Raw genomic sequence first — 16,325 nt, 5'->3', positions numbered from 1 at the left:
AAACCTCGTTAATAATAACATAGTTAAAGAAGTACAACTACAATCACCTAATATTTAATTATATACAAATGAAAACAATTATCCTGCTTTTTACAATTCTTATAAGCTTTTCTTCTATTGGACAAGTCAATGATGAGAAAATAAGTAATAATGATAAGAATGAATATTTCAAATTAATCTACCAGAAATGTCCCACAGCAGATATTCTTAAGCTAGAGAGTAAAGAGGATTATATTGAAATTGAATACCTCTGTGACGGGAAATATTTCGAAATTGGAATTAAAAATTCTGAGGTTTTATTTATTGAATCTAAAGCTGATAAATCAATCGTTCCAAAGGAAGACATTAGAAGTAAACTAGAAAAGAAATTTGAAGGATGGTTGATGGATGAAATTACATTAATCACCACAAATGACACTTCATTTCTGAAAGTAGAAATATTAAAAGATGGATTAGAGCAGAATTTATTTTTTACGACTGATGGAAAATGGTATAAATCAAAATCTATTGTTACATCAGATAATTGGGAGATCAATAAATTATCTCAAAGTTCACTTTATCAGGATTCAAATTATGATTTACTTTCTCCAGACAGTATTTATAATTTACCTGACGTGCTAAGAGAAGTGTCCGGAATTGCTTTGTCCAATGATGCTAAAACGATATTTTGTGTTCAAGATGAATTAGGTGCTGTTTTCGAATATGATTATATCAACGAAGAGATTAAAAACATTCATCGCTTTACTGACATCGGAGATTTCGAAGGGATTTCTATAATTGGTGACCTGGTTTATGTCTTGAGAAGTGATGGGAATATCTTCTACTTTAACTACAAGAATAAAAAAGAGATTAAACAATTTATGATTTCTTTAAATTCATTTAATTTCGAAAGTCTTGCCTATGATGAAATAAATAATAATTTTCTCGTAATCAGTAAAGATGGAGTTTTAAACAAGCCTGAATCTAAGCGAATTGTTTATCAATTCCCGATAAACAAACCAAATGAGACTTCAATAGTTTTTGAAGTGGATATTCTAAAAATAAACGAAATCATTGCTGCAAGTTTAACCAATTTAGGCAGTAGCGATGTTTTATTTAATCCTTCCGAAATCGCAATTCATCCAATCACTAGAGAAATTTATATTCTCTCAGCAAGTGACAGAATTTTGACCATTTACAATAACAAAGGACTGAAATCTGTTTTTCCATTGCCCGCAGAATTATACTACAAACCAGAGGGACTTGCATTCTTTAAAAATGGAGATTTGCTTATTTCTAGTGAAGGAGATAAAAGGGGAATTGTGAAAGGAAATATTATGCTTTTTAAGTATAAGAAGTAATTGGTTGCGGTAAAGTCAAGATTTTAATCATAATTCGTTACTCTTTTTAACATTGATTTCATGCTTATAAACAAATACATTCAAGACCTTAAGAACTTGCCAGAGCCACGGAAAACTTTTATGGAAATCATGAAAGTAAACCGAAGCGAAGTTCATATGGCCAATCTTTTGGCGTATTTTTTTAGATCGGAAGAAAATCATAAATTAGGGAAAATTTTTGTTGAAGCTCTGCTAATGACGAATAGCTATAGTTTAGATTTAAATGAAAATGAATCTAAAAGTATACTTTTTAAGAGAAAGCGAAAATTGATTAAAGACTCAGAAGGTCAATTTGTTTTTCAAGATGCTATTGAGGAACAAATTTTAGAAAACGAAAATGAAATTCAAGAATTTGTAAAGCTATTAACTCGTGTTTATGTAAAAACTGAAGATCCAACCAGTACAACGGACAAAAAGCAAAAAAGAATTGATTTTGTTTTAACAACCAATGAGTGTGTTATTTGTATCGAGTTTAAAATCAATCATGAATTAAATAATCCTCTAGAAACCTATCAAAAGCACATAGTTGAAATTGAAAAAAAGTTTCAAGAAGAGCATAATTTAAAAAGAGATCTAATTTTCGTTGTTTTAACACCTTTTAAAAAACCACCATCAATTTCTGTTCAGCGCTTTATTGACAGAGATGATGGAAAAGCCAATGTATTTTCACAAGTTATTTTATCCCACTTTTTTAAGAATTTAACCAATAAAATTCCGAAGGAATATTTTAAAGAAAATACTAATAATTACAGTTCGCAATATCTAACTGATTTAATTCAAACGATAAATAATCGGGAGATTAACTTCAAACGTAACGAAATATTGAAGAGTTTAGAAATTCATATTAATAACTCAAATTTGAATAGCGTATTTCATTCTAATAAAGGCTTTGTTGAAATTAAAACTGCAAAATGTAATTTTAAAATAAGATTCTTTGACAATCAACATTTTCAAATCGAAAGATGGTCAGCAGATAATAAGCGATTAGAAACTTACAACCCTATAGATTTATCGGCTCCAAATATTTTTGAATTAACCTTGAAAAATTTAAACGAAATAGAATCTTTTTGAATCATTTCAATCTGCGTGCAAAATAACTTGAAGGCTGATTAAAATTGATTTATTGTATTTATGCTTTTAGAAACAATATCATAATTTAAGTCTTTTTGAAGACTCAAAACCTTTGTAATCACCCACCAATACTACATAAATTAGATATAAATAGTACTTTAGCAAAAGTATTTGTTTGGAACAATCTCGGAAGATTATACAAGTTATAAAAATTAATTCGAACAACTGCATCGATAAATAAATTGCTAAACAACTTATAATAAAAGCTTTAAAATGAACGATTATTCACCCAAGGAAGAGAAACTAAACGTAATATCTCACGGATTTGGATTTTTCTTAAGTATTGTTGCATTGATAGTTTTGGTAATCAAAGCAACTGAATTTGGAAATGTTTGGCATATTGTAAGTGTGGCTATTTATGGTGTGAGTATGATTATAATGTATGCCGCTTCCTCTCTCTACCACAATGCGAAACAGCCAGATCAAAGAAAAAAATTAAAGATTTTTGATCATGCAGCAATTTACGTTCTCATCGCTGGAACCTATGCTCCATTTACTTTAATCACACTTAAAGAAACTGTTGGATGGTACGTTTTTGGCGTTATTTGGGGAATGGCTCTCATCGGAATAACATTAAAGCTTTTCTTTACAGGGAAATACAAAATACTTTCAACTCTGATGTATATCCTTATGAGTTGGGTGATCATTTTTGCCATTAAACCATTAATCGATAATCTGTCTTATGATGGATTATTTTGGCTCTTCGCAGGTGGTGTTTTTTATATGGTGGGTGCCGTTTTATACAGTATCAAGAAAATAAAATTCAATCATGCCATATTTCATGTGTGTGTTTTAGCAGGTAGCTTCTGCCACTTTTATTCGATTTATTATTATGTTTTACCGGGGAAGTAAATTTTTGAAATTATATTTCGCTTTAAAAAGTTTCTTGGCTTTAAAATTTTAATAGAGTCAACTTTTTATAAATCATATAGCGCATCAAACAATAGCGACCTTAAGCTATTATTAGTGAATAGCTTACAAACTAATTCGTTGTTGAACAAATATTATAAATTATTCATGTTTTAAAGAAAACCAATTCAATTAAAGATTACTTTTAGAATGAATTTTAAAGAATAAATTCCAATGATAGTTTCATTGACTTATACCTATATATCATGGAATTACTTATCATCTACATTGGATTTTTACTTGCTGCTTATGCTGTCATTGGCAATGATGTTATACAAACTTTAGGGACTTTTCTTACTTCGAATAGTAAAACACATTGGGCAATTCTATGGGCTTTTGCATCGGCTATTTTAGCAGCTACTCTATTTTACGGATGGTATTTTCACGGTGGTGATGTCTCCTACCAAAGATTAGATAAAATCTCACTTCCCGAAACAATAAAATGGTGGCACTTAATTGCGCCGCTATCCTTATTAATCATCACCCGTTTTGGCATTCCTGTCAGCACTACATTTATGATTTTAAGTGTTTTCTCCAGCCAACAGATTATAGAAAAAATGATTCTCAAATCGGTTTATGGCTATGGTCTTTCAGTGGTTTCCGCATTTTTACTGTATTTAATAATCGCTAAAAGTTTAGAATCAAAAAAATCGATTAATAAAGTCAATAGAACGAATCAAAAAAAATTCTGGATTGTTGCTCAATGGGGTTCTACAGCGTTTTTATGGTCACAATGGTTAATTCAGGATTTTGCTAACATCTATGTTTTCTTGCCACGTCAATTATCATTATTCGAATTGTTGGGATCTCTAGCTGTACTCTTAACAATAATGGCTTATATTTTCAAGAATCGCGGTGGGAAAATTCAAGAAATCGTCAATCAAAAGGTAAATACTCAAAATATTCGATCCGCTACAATTATCGATCTTTGTTATGGAATAATTCTCTTTTTATATGGAAATTACAATTCTGTACCCATGAGTACAACTTGGACTTTCGTTGGTATTCTTGCCGGACGTGAAATAGCTATTAATTATCTTCTCAATAAAAAGAAATTAAAAAACTCTTATAAACTCATCGCTAAAGACTTTGCCAAAGTAAATATTGGACTTGCATTAAGTATATTTATCGTGTACTTAATTCAATTGATCAAGAATTTTTAAGCTAACGTGATTTCTAATGTAGAACCCTAAATACAATTATCGTATTTTGCATTAATTCATAATTTGTTTTCAAATGAAAAATTTTAAATTCTTACTATTCGTTGTCCTACTTTCCACGACTTTTGACTATACCGCCCAAGAGAAGGAAATGAGTAGAAATGAAATAGTATTTGATAGTTTAGTTAAAATCCTAAACTCAGATCCTGAATTTATAGATTTCGTTTTTTCTGAAACTGGTTTGGATGAAGAAGAAATTATTGTTTTTAAGGAAATTCTAAATTCGCTGTACACTGAAATACTAGAAAAAAATGATATCCGAGCTTCGGATGAAAATGAGTTGCTTAATTCAATTTCAGTTATGGCTGAAATGGTAGAAATACACAAAAATATCCTGCAATTTAATGATTTACCTTCTCCAACAGAAATCACTTCAGACACATCTATTTCAAAACTTCCATTTACTTATAAAAATGTAAAACACTCTACTTCTATTCCTTTACCTAAAATTGATTCTGTAATTTATTTAGCCTTAAATACTGGTTTTGATTTCAATTTTAAAGACAGAGAAATACTAAATCACCTTCAAACATTTAATAATCAATTGCCAAACATCGGTAAATATTATGTCTATTACACTGAATTAGATTGTGCTAAAGCGCTTGATTCTATTTCAACTTCAGTCTGCTCAGGCTTTGCTAATTTAACAGCAGGTTTCTTAATATTCTATGATTCAATCACTAAACATGCGCACATCATAAACATACAAAACGCTTATTTTATTGATTCAGCAATTGATTTAGACTTTTTTATTGACATGGATTATAAAATTTATTTAACAGAAACAGGAATGACAGATGGCGTTGCCGAGGATGGCGAAACTATAATAATGGAAAACTATTTTATAATAAAATATTTAATTGAAATTGAAAAGAATGGGAATTTCCAAATAACAGAATCGGAGTTAGAATGAAAATAAATTGGGTTGCCAAGTTTGATGGATCATCCATAACAATAATTTATCAACATCCGTAAAACCAAACAATAATCCACCTACTTTTACTTGAATTAAAACAGCGTAACTTACTATAAATGAATAAATACATAGTTGTTAATCAACCTGACAAATGGAACTTTTTAGTTGATAATATTACCGTAATTTCCTCACAAGATTATCTCACAAATCCCAAGTATTCTTTATTGAAAAATGCGCGGATTTTTAATTTATGCAAGGACTACACTTATCAATCTAAAGGTTATTATGTCTCACTATTAGCTGAAGCCAGAGGTCATTTACCGATTCCAACCACTAAAAATATTGTTGATCTTAAGGCATTAAAACTCGTAAGAATTGTTTCTGATGAGTTTGACGATGTCCTTCAACAAAGTTTAAAAGGTATCAAATCTCAAAATTTCACTTTGAGTATTTATTTTGGTCAAAATGTAGCTCAAAAGTATAAAGCTTTGAGTGCATTGTTCTATAAGCATTTCCAAGTTCCACTATTGCGTGTAAATTTTAATCATACCACAAAATGGAACATTCAAAGCATAAAGGCAATTTCGGAATCTGAAATTCCAGCTGAACATATTCCAAGTGTTCAAGAATTTGCTAATCAATATTTTGCAAAAAAGCGTTATTCTACTGCCAAGGTTACTCATTATGATTTTGATTTGGCTATACTTGTTAATCCAAACGATCCTGCGCCACCGAGCAATCCAAAAGCGCTCAAGAAATTTGTTGAACTCGCTGAAAAGATGAATATTTACGCTGAAATTATTGAACCAAAGGATTTATCTCGATTATCATCATTTGATGCGCTATTTTTAAGACAAAGTACCGAAGTCAATAACGAAGCTTACACTTTTGCCAGAAAAGCGCAGCAAGAAGGAATTGCGATTATTGATTATCCAGATGCGATTTTAAAATGCTGTAATAAGGTATATATGGCGGAAGCGTTGAACAATGCAAATATCAGCACGCCAAAAACAGTAATTGTTCACAGTAACAATAGAAATTCAGTTCTGGAACAAACAGGATTACCTTGTGTATTAAAAGCACCAGATTCAACGTTTTCTTTTGGTGTAAAAAAGGCGAAAACTAAAGAAGAATATGATGTTTTAGTAACAGAAATGCTTAAACAATCGGATTTAATTATTGCACAAGAATTTTGTCCATCAGATTATGATTGGCGCATTGGAATTATTGATAATAAGCCATTTTTTGCTTGTAAATATTACATGGCGAAAGGACATTGGCAGATTTACAATTGGAAAGCCACAGACAAAAATGAGCAAGATGGAGATGCTGTTTGTCTGCCTATTGAGGAAGTTCCAAAAAACGTAATTGAAACAGCCTTAAAATCTGCTAAACTAATGGGACTGGGACTTTATGGAATTGACATAAAAGTGGTGAATGGCAAATTAATGGTCATTGAAATCAACGATAATCCGAACATTGATTTTGGTGTAGAAGATGAATATTACGGAGATTTAGTCTACACAGAAATTCTTACCGCATTTAAAAAACGATTAGCATGAGTAAAAGATATCACTTATTTGAAGTTTATGGAATTGAACTCGAATATATACTCGTTAACAAAGAGAGCTTTAAAGTTGCGCCAAGAGTGGATGAAATTTTAATAAAAAAAGCAGGGGAATTAATCTCAGATATTGAAAATGGAGATATCGCTTGGAGCAATGAGTTGGTGGCCCACGTCATTGAATTGAAAACGAATGGTCCAACAAAAAGCACTGATGATTTAGCTGAAAAATTTCATGAGAATATTTTAGAAATCAACGAGATGTTAGACTCCTTAAATCTTCAATTATTAGGTTCAGCTGCTCATCCACTAATGAATCCTGACACCGACACAGAATTATGGAAACACAGTTATAGCGAGGTTTATGCGCTATACAATACAATTTTCAACTGCAAAGGTCATGGCTGGAGCAATGTGCAAAGTATGCATATCAATCTGCCGTTTTATAATGACAGCGAGTTTGAAAAATTACATGCTGCCATTCGAATAATTCTTCCATTATTGCCAGGTATTTGCGCGAGTTCACCAATTTTAGAAGGAAAAAGAACAGGATTTAAAGATACACGATTAGAATTCTATAAATCCAATCAAAAGGAAATTCCAGAATTAACAGGATCAGTTATTCCTGAACGCATATTTTCAAAAGCAGAATATTATACTCAAATTTTCGAACCCATAAAACGTGCGATTAAACCTTATGATAAAGACAAGATTTTAGATCATCATTATTTAAATTCTCGTGGTGCAATTGCCAGATTTGACAGGAATGCCATTGAAATTCGATTAATGGATATTCAAGAATGTCCAAAAGCTGACATTGCACTTTGCGCTTTGGTTATTGAAGTATTAAAAGCACTGGTAAATGAAGAATTCTGCACACTAAAAACTCAAAAAAGCTGGTCAGAAAAAGATTTGTTTTTGATTTTAAATGAGGCTATTAAATACGCAGAAAACGCTGTAATTGAGAATGATAATTATTTACAATCATTTGGTTTAAAAGCTCCTGCAACTATAAATGAGGTTTGGAAACAGTTGTACAAAACAGTGAAACCAAATATCCATAAATCTCATCATCAAACGATTGAAATGATTTTAGAAGAAGGAACCTTGTCAACGCGTTTGTTAAAAGCTTTGGGAGATGACATGTCCGAAAAGCATATTATTTCTGTTTACCGTGAGGTGCAAAATTGTTTAAAAACGAATACATTGTTTCAGCCGTGAAATGCTTGTTTAAATATATAGGACTAAACATATGATAAACAGAATATTGAATTTTAATTTATAGGGATACCCCTTTAAATCGCAAAACCTTTTATTAAAGATATTTTAACTAGAAACTTACAAGAGTATCTAATTATGAATTATTTGAGAAGGCTTAGCTTTTATTCAACAAGTAAAAGAGATCCTTCGGAAAACATGAAAAACACATTTTTATGTTTTCGCATCAGGATGACAATGATTAATGCAGTCAGAGGCAAAAAGCGGGTGGCAAAGGAATGGCGTTCCACGCCATTCCTTTGCCACCCGCTTTTTGATCGTACACCCCCACATTCGTCATCCTGATAATCTATAAAAAATTTTGATTTTTTTTGGATTGAAGGATCTTTTTTAGTCTATAATCAACAGACTTATAAGGTAGTTGATGTTTATTTTAATTAATGCGAATTAAATAGGTAACCCAATTAATTTAATCAGAAATAACAAATCTTTATCCTATTTTTTCTTAAAACAGTATTGACATATTCAGAGAATTAGTATTTTCATGGAATAAGTTTTTGACACAGAATTATCAAATCCTTATTTCACTAAACCCTATTAAATGTTCAGAAAAATATTGAAATTTTTAAAGCAGCGATACCATTCAATTATTCAGAGTATTGCTTTTTATCCCATCTTAATAAGTTTAGCTTTTCTATTGTTAGCAATTGGAAGCATTCAGATCGAAAACTTAGAATTAATTGGGACAATAAAAAAGAAAATTCCTTATCTGTTTATTGAAGATTACGAAACATCTCGTGCCATACTTTCAACCGTTATTGGGGGTATAATATCATTAACTGTTTTTAGTTTTTCTATGGTAATGGTCGTTCTCAATCAAGCTTCATCCAATTTTTCACCTAGATTATTACCCGATCTAATTTCAAATAAGAAGCATCAAATCATTCTCGGGTTTTATATAGGAACACTGTTATATTGCATTATAACACTAACTGCTTTAGGTGCTTATGGAGTAGATTCTGATTCGTTAGGACTATCAACAATGCTTGCTGCTCTGGCAAGTTTAGTCTGCATTGGACTCTTCGTTTATTTCATCAATAGTATTTCAGTTGCAATTCAAATTCACAATATTATTGACAAAATATATGACTCAACTGATAAATATTTGGACAAGGAACTTAAATCTAATAGAAAAAATAAAGTAGTAGATAATACTTTGAATTCTGATGATTGGATGACGATTCAAATTGACAAAACCGGATATTACCGAGGATTTGATGTTTCTTTAATGAAAGATTCTATCAAAGATAAGGAGAATCACATCATACTTCTCCCCTATATCAATGAACACATTTGGGAAGGAGAACCCGTTTTGAAAATTAAAGAATTTGTTTCTAAAGAAGAACTCGATAATCTACTTTTCTGCTTTGACATTTCTACAGATCGCCATGAAAGCGATAAAAACGTTACTGGAATGATAAAGTTGATGGAAATAGCTGTTAAAGCAATGTCACCAGGTGTAAACGATCCCGGAACGGCAATAAACGCCATCAATAAAACTGGGCAATTACTAAATAAATTCCTTGAGTTTCCTGACAAGGTTTCAAAATTGGAAGCAGATAATAAACTGACAATTACTAATTATACCATTACTGCAAAAGAGCTAATGCGTATTTTAATTCAACCTATTCGCCTGTATTCAAAACATGATAATTCTGTGATTTATGTTTTATTAAAATCGTTGCAGTTCATAAAGGATAATCCTAATATTTCACATCAGAATAAAGCAGTTGTAATTATTGAATTAGAAGCGTTGAGAGTTGATATTGAAAAGAATATTGATAATCCTTTTGATAAGAAAAGCTTGATGGATTTGTTTGAGGGGTAAGGAGATTTATTTATAATAGTAAAGTATATGACCGCCAAACTTATAAATAATTCAATTTACGATTCTATTTCGACCAAATATCTTTAATTTCTTATTTTTGCAAAATGGTTGTCATTTTTAATCAATTTGACTTTATTTCTTATTCGAGAAGGAAATCTCTCTGGCACTTTGGTTAAAGAAATCCATAAAGAGATTTTTCTAATATGACAACATTTAAGCGTCAGGGAAAGATTAAAACTTTTATCAGAGTCGAATAATTCAGGGTTGAATACAAGCTTTTATAATGTATGATTTTAACAATTGAAAACATTTTATTAATAGGTTCCTTACTACTTTTAATAAGTATTATTCTGGGAAAAACATCTTCTCGATTTGGCGTTCCTACACTTCTACTTTTCTTAACTATCGGAATGATTGCAGGGTCTGACGGACTTGCCGGAATCAAGTTTGATAATCCTAAAGTTGCTCAATTTATAGGAATTGTTTCATTGAACTTTATTTTATTTTCGGGTGGACTCGACACCAACTGGAAAACAGTAAAACCAATTCTCCGTGAAGGTGTCATTCTCTCTACTTTAGGAGTTTTATTAACCGCTGTATCTCTCGGACTCTTTGTGTTTTGGTTAACTGACTTCACAATTTATGAAAGTCTCCTTTTAGGCTCAATTGTCTCCTCCACAGATGCCGCAGCAGTTTTCTCCATTTTACGTTCTAAAAGTATCGCATTAAAAGCAAACCTTCGACCAACCCTTGAGTTAGAAAGTGGTAGTAACGATCCAATGGCTTATGTTTTAACGATTTCATTCTTAACATTAGTCATCAATCAAGATCAAGGTTTACTGTCCATTCTACCCATGTTCTTTTTGCAAATGATATTAGGTGCAGCAGCAGGTTTTGGTTTTGGAATTTTAAGTAAATACATCATCAACAACCTTAAATTAGGCTTCGAAGGACTCTACCCAGTACTTGTAATTGCCTTAATGTTCATCACTTTCTCTGCTACAGATTCTTTAGGAGGAAATGGATTTTTAGCTATTTATATATGTGCAGTTTATCTGGGGAATCAAGATCTAATTTATAAAAAGACAATTCTTAAGATGTATGATGGTTTAGCTTGGTTAATGCAAATTATATTGTTCTTAACTCTAGGACTATTGGTTTTCCCATCTCAAGTTATGCCGTTTATGGGAGTAGGGTTATTGATTTCTTTATTCTTAATTTTTGTAGCTCGTCCATTAGCTGTTTTTATCAGTTTAATTCCTTTCAAGATGAAGTTACAGCGTAGATTCTTTATCTCATGGGTTGGCCTGAGAGGTGCCGTTCCAATTGTTTTCGCAACTTATCCACTAATTGCGGGTATCGATAAAGCAGATATGATGTTTAATATTGTATTCTTTATTTCTGTTACATCCGTTTTATTACAAGGAACAAGTTTAAGTCTCGTTGCAAAATGGTTAAAAGTAGACCTGCCAGAAGGCGAAAAAATCGTTACGGAACATGATTTATTCATCTCTAATTCACCTAAAATGGTAATGCAAGAAGTTCATGTAACGGATAATTGTATTGCGATAGGAAATAAAATAGTGAGTTTAGGCTTCCCAAAATCAGCAGTTATTTCAATGATTAAAAGAAATGACCATTTCATTACCCCAGATGGTTCAACGGTCATTGAAGCCCATGACATTTTGGTTGTACTTACTGATAAAGAAGAAGATTTTGATCAAGTGAGCAGTTGCTTAAAGCAAAAAATTATTGAGGTGAAGTAAAAGCTGTAGGTTATAAGAAATAGGCTATATACTTGTTTATTCCTTCGATATAAACTTTCAGTTTCAATATTCTATATTTTTAATCCAATGTAATGAAAGCTGAGAATTTCCAAACAAAACCACGGATCCTCCAATATTGCCAAACCAATTAATATCACTACATTTGAATCATTAAATTTTGACTATGGCAGACGATAAAAAAATCATTTTTTCAATGATGGGTGTGAGTAAATCCACTCCAGCTGGAAAGCAAATTATAAAGGATATTTCATTACAATTTTACTACGGTGCGAAAATCGGTATTATCGGTTTAAACGGATCTGGTAAGTCTACTGTAATGAAGATTATTGCAGGTATTGACAAATCATTTATTGGTGATTTAACAATTCTGGATGGATATACTGTTGGTTATTTGCCACAGGAACCAGAATTAGATCCTACCAAAACGGTAAAGGAAATCGTGATGGAAGGTGTTCAGGAAACAGTTGATATTCTTAAAGAATACGAAGAAATCAACAATTCATTCATGGATGAAGCAATCTTGAATGATCCTGAGAAAATGGACAAACTAATTGACCGTCAAGGTAAAGTACAAGATCAAATTGATGCTGTAGATGCTTGGGAATTAGACACTCAATTGGACAGAGCGATGGATGCTTTAAGATGTCCGCCAAATGATCAATCTGTTGAACATTTATCTGGAGGAGAGCGCCGCCGTGTTGCTTTAACGCGTTTGTTGCTTCAAAAACCTGATATTTTATTACTGGATGAGCCAACCAATCACTTAGATGCTGAATCTATTAATTGGTTAGAACAACATTTACAACAATATAAAGGAACTGTAATTGCCGTAACACACGACCGTTACTTCCTAGACAACGTTGCAGGATGGATTCTTGAATTGGACCGTGGAGAAGGAATTCCTTGGAAAGGGAACTACTCTTTATGGTTAGAACAAAAATCTAAGCGTTTGGAACAAGAAGACAAACAAGATTCTAAGCGTAAGAAAATGTTAGACAGCGAGTTGGAATGGGTGCGTATGAATCCGAAAGGACGTCACGCGAAAAACAAAGCCCGTTTGAGCAACTACGATAAATTAATGTCGGAAGATTCTAGGGTTAAAGAACAGAACTTAGAGATTCCAATTCCAAACGGACCTCGTTTAGGAAGCAATGTAATAGATGCAGTAGGTGTTGCTAAATCATTTGGTGACAAGTTGTTGTATGACAATTTGAATTTCAGCTTACCTCCTAACGGAATTGTTGGAATTGTTGGACCAAACGGTGCGGGTAAAACAACCATTTTCAAAATGATTATGGGTGAATTGCAACCAGACGCTGGAGAATTCAAAGTAGGTGAAACAGTAAAACTAGGCTATGTTGACCAAGCCCACGATGATTTAGATCCGGAAAAAACAATTTACGAAGTTGTTTCAGGAGGAACAGATTTGATGGAAATTGGTGATCAGAAAATAAACTCAAGAGCTTATATTTCTAAGTTTGCTTTTTCAGGATCAGACCAGAACAAAAAAGTAGGTGTTCTTTCAGGTGGTGAGCGCAACCGTTTGCACTTAGCCTTGACATTGAAAACTGAAGCAAACGTTTTATTACTGGATGAGCCAACAAACGACATCGACATTAATACACTTCGTGCTTTGGAGGAAGGAATAATGAACTTTGCAGGTTGTGTGGTTGTTATTTCTCACGACAGGTGGTTCTTGGATAGAATTTGTACACATATTTTAGCATTCGAAGGAGATTCTGAAATATATTCATTCGAAGGAAGCTTCTCTGAGTACGAAGAAAACAGAAAAAAACGTATGGGTGATCATACTCCAAAAAGATTGAAATACAGAAAATTAACAGTAGATTAAATAGTTATCAAGTTTGAAAAAGTTATCAAGTTATCAAGTTTGGAAGAGTTATCAAGTTTGGAAGAGTTGTCAAGTTATTTAGTTTGGGGGAGTTATCAAGTTATCAAGTTGAAAAAAGTTATCAAGTTCTCACGTGTTTGCGTTAGTATAGCGTAAAGCTTGAAAACCAGCAAACTTGAGAACTAAAGAACTTGAAAACTTTATAACTAACAAACTTTAAAAACTATCAAACTTGAAAACTAAAGAACTTTAAGAACTTGAAAACTAAAGAACTTGAAAACTAATAAACTTGATAACTATCAAACTTGATAACTTGACAACTAAGGAACTTTAAAAACTATCAAACTTGAAAACTAAAGAACTTTAAGAACTTGATAACTAACGAACTTTAAAACTAAAACAAATGAGAATTTACAAATTTGAAGAGATCCAAAGTTGGCAAAAAGCAAAAGAGCTAACAATTGGAGTCTATACAAATTTCTCGGATAATAAAGATTATGGTTTTAAAGATCAAATTCAACGTGCATCTGTTTCAGTAATGAATAATATTGCGGAGGGTTTTGAAAGTCAAACAAATAAAATGTTTATACGTTATTTATATATCGCGAAAGGTTCGTGCGGTGAAGTGCGATCCATGCTGTATTTAGCGAAAGAGTTTAATTACATTTCGGATGAGCAATTTGAAAAACTCAGTAACCTAAGCCTAGATGCAACACGACTTATTTCAGGCTTCATCAAAAAATTAAACGAATAGTAAAATCTTCATGTAAAACTTGAAAACTAAAATAAAGAGTGAACTTGAAAACTAGAAAAACATAAAAACTTTAAAACTACCTGAACTAAAAAACTTGATAACTATCAAACTTTAAACTTGATAACTAACAAACTTTAAAAACTTGAAAACTATCAAACTTTAAAAACTTGAAAACTATCAAACTTTAAAACTTGATAACTAACAAACTAAAAAACTTGATAACTAAAAAAAAAAATATATGTCAAACGATGTAAGAGCATTAGAACCTAAAGAAATTTGGGTAAACTTTGCAGATTTAAACGCAGTTCCTCGTCCAAGTAAAAAAGAAGAACGTGTAATTCAGTTTATGGTCGATTTTGGGAACAAATTAGGCTTAAAAACAGAAACGGACAAAGTAGGAAATATCATCATTAAGAAGCCTGCAACTGAAGGAATGGAAGACCGTCAAACGGTTATTCTTCAATCGCACGTGGATATGGTTCACCAAAAAAACAACGCAACTAATTTTGATTTCGATACAGAAGGAATTAAAATGATTGTAGATGGAGATTGGGTAAAAGCGGATGGAACAACATTAGGAGCTGACAACGGAATCGGTGTAGCTTCAATTATGGGACTTTTAGCAAGCGCTGATATTCCACATCCAGCTTTGGAAGCAATGTTTACAGTAGACGAAGAAACAGGAATGACCGGTGCAAAAGAATTGGATCCATCTTTTTATGAAGGAACAATTTTATTGAACTTAGACACAGAAGATGACGATGAAATCAGCATTGGTTGTGCAGGTGGAATTGATACCAATACAACTTACGAATACGACCAAGTTGATACAAAGTCAGATGTAACAAGTTATACTGTTGATTTGAAAGGATTAATGGGTGGACATTCTGGAATGGATATTCATAAAGGAAGAGGAAATGCCAACAAAATGATGGCAAGACTTCTTGTTGAATCTCCAGTAGAATTGATGTTACACGACCTGAATGGTGGTGGCTTGCGAAATGCTATTCCACGTGAAGCTGTTGCTACTGTTTCAGTAGCGAATGGAGATGCTGCTTCTTTTGAAAAGTATGTTGCAGAAATGGCTTCAACTTTCAAAACGGAGTACAATCCAGTTGAAAAGAAAATTGATCTAAGCGTTTCTAAAACTGAAACACCTGCTAAAATGGTAGCTGATCACGATAAAAATGCAATATTAGCTGCAGTTAATGCCGTATTTAACGGTGTTTTTAAAATGAGCTTAAATTTTGATGATTTAGTAGAAACATCAAGTTCATTGGCACAAGTAATCATTAAGGACGGAACTTTCGAAACAAAGTCATTACAAAGAAGTAGTGTTGAAACAACGAAAGATGATGTTGCGAGAACGATTCGTGGGGTATTTGATTTATTAGGAGCAGATGTTGAACAATCAGGAGATTATCCAGGTTGGGAACCTAATCCAGATTCTTCAATATTGAAAACAATGCGTGAAATGTATGAAAAACGTTTCAACGAGAAGCCAAAAGTTATGGCTTGTCACGCAGGATTAGAATGTGGAATCTTAGGAACGCACCTTCCAAATGTAGACATGATTTCTTTTGGACCAAATATTCGTCAGCCTCACTCTCCGGATGAAACTGTTCAAATTAGTTCAGTTCAAAAGTTTTGGGGATTCTTATTGGAGGTTCTTAAAGAAACACCAAAAAAGTCAGCTTAGTCTAAAAT

General features: G+C 32.2%; 12 protein-coding genes. All 12 read left to right on the top strand.

The genetic code is table 11. The features are described 5' to 3' along the window. The first annotated feature begins 68 nt into the window (after window positions 1-68). The 12 genes from ERX46_RS16730 (at window position 69) to ERX46_RS16675 (ending at window position 16,317) form a co-directional block, all read left to right on the top strand. Entirely contained in the window at window positions 69-1,340 is a 1,272-nt protein-coding gene (locus ERX46_RS16730) for an SdiA-regulated domain-containing protein (protein ID WP_130095015.1), read from the top strand. 60 nt (window positions 1,341-1,400) lie between these two features. Then, window positions 1,401-2,450 carry a PD-(D/E)XK nuclease family protein gene (locus ERX46_RS16725; protein WP_130095014.1) on the top strand — a complete coding sequence of 350 codons (1,050 nt, stop codon included), beginning with the start codon at window positions 1,401-1,403 and terminating at the stop codon, window positions 2,448-2,450. Between the two features lie 273 nt (window positions 2,451-2,723). Beyond that, window positions 2,724-3,362, top strand: a complete 639-nt coding sequence (gene trhA / locus ERX46_RS16720; protein ID WP_130095013.1) for a PAQR family membrane homeostasis protein TrhA — start codon at window positions 2,724-2,726, stop codon at window positions 3,360-3,362. A gap of 263 nt (window positions 3,363-3,625) precedes the next feature. Beyond that, window positions 3,626-4,582 carry a hypothetical protein gene (locus tag ERX46_RS16715; protein WP_130095012.1) on the top strand — a complete coding sequence of 319 codons (957 nt, stop codon included), beginning with the start codon at window positions 3,626-3,628 and terminating at the stop codon, window positions 4,580-4,582. 73 nt (window positions 4,583-4,655) lie between these two features. Further along, window positions 4,656-5,552 carry a hypothetical protein gene (locus ERX46_RS16710; RefSeq protein ID WP_130095011.1) on the top strand — a complete coding sequence of 299 codons (897 nt, stop codon included), beginning with the start codon at window positions 4,656-4,658 and terminating at the stop codon, window positions 5,550-5,552. 119 nt (window positions 5,553-5,671) lie between these two features. Continuing rightward, window positions 5,672-7,117 (top strand): RimK family protein, encoded by a 1,446-nt coding sequence (locus ERX46_RS16705; protein ID WP_130095010.1) that lies wholly within the window; start codon window positions 5,672-5,674, stop codon window positions 7,115-7,117. After that, window positions 7,114-8,340: a glutamate-cysteine ligase family protein gene (locus tag ERX46_RS16700; RefSeq protein ID WP_130095009.1), complete on the top strand. Its 1,227-nt coding sequence runs from the start codon at window positions 7,114-7,116 to the stop codon at window positions 8,338-8,340. Before ERX46_RS16705 ends, ERX46_RS16700 begins: the two co-directional genes overlap by 4 nt. 598 nt (window positions 8,341-8,938) lie before the next feature. Continuing rightward, entirely contained in the window at window positions 8,939-10,225 is a 1,287-nt protein-coding gene (locus tag ERX46_RS16695; protein ID WP_130095008.1) for a DUF2254 domain-containing protein, read from the top strand. A 287-nt stretch (window positions 10,226-10,512) separates the two neighbouring features. Continuing rightward, window positions 10,513-11,991, top strand: coding sequence for a potassium/proton antiporter (locus tag ERX46_RS16690; protein WP_130095007.1), 1,479 nt, complete (start codon window positions 10,513-10,515; stop codon window positions 11,989-11,991). A gap of 184 nt (window positions 11,992-12,175) precedes the next feature. After that, window positions 12,176-13,864, top strand: a complete 1,689-nt coding sequence (gene ettA / locus ERX46_RS16685) for an energy-dependent translational throttle protein EttA (protein WP_130095006.1) — start codon at window positions 12,176-12,178, stop codon at window positions 13,862-13,864. Between the two features lie 403 nt (window positions 13,865-14,267). Then, window positions 14,268-14,618: a four helix bundle protein gene (locus ERX46_RS16680; protein ID WP_130095005.1), complete on the top strand. Its 351-nt coding sequence runs from the start codon at window positions 14,268-14,270 to the stop codon at window positions 14,616-14,618. 238 nt (window positions 14,619-14,856) lie between these two features. Continuing rightward, on the top strand, window positions 14,857-16,317 hold the full coding sequence (locus ERX46_RS16675) for an aminoacyl-histidine dipeptidase (protein WP_130095004.1): 1,461 nt from the start codon (window positions 14,857-14,859) through the stop codon (window positions 16,315-16,317). Window positions 16,318-16,325 lie beyond the last annotated feature (8 nt).

This window comes from Brumimicrobium glaciale (assembly GCF_004152935.1).
Taxonomy (GTDB): domain Bacteria; phylum Bacteroidota; class Bacteroidia; order Flavobacteriales_D; family Crocinitomicaceae; genus Brumimicrobium; species Brumimicrobium glaciale.
The sequence above is the reverse complement of the archived record's forward strand: the minus strand, read 5'-3'. Positions and strand labels throughout refer to the sequence as shown.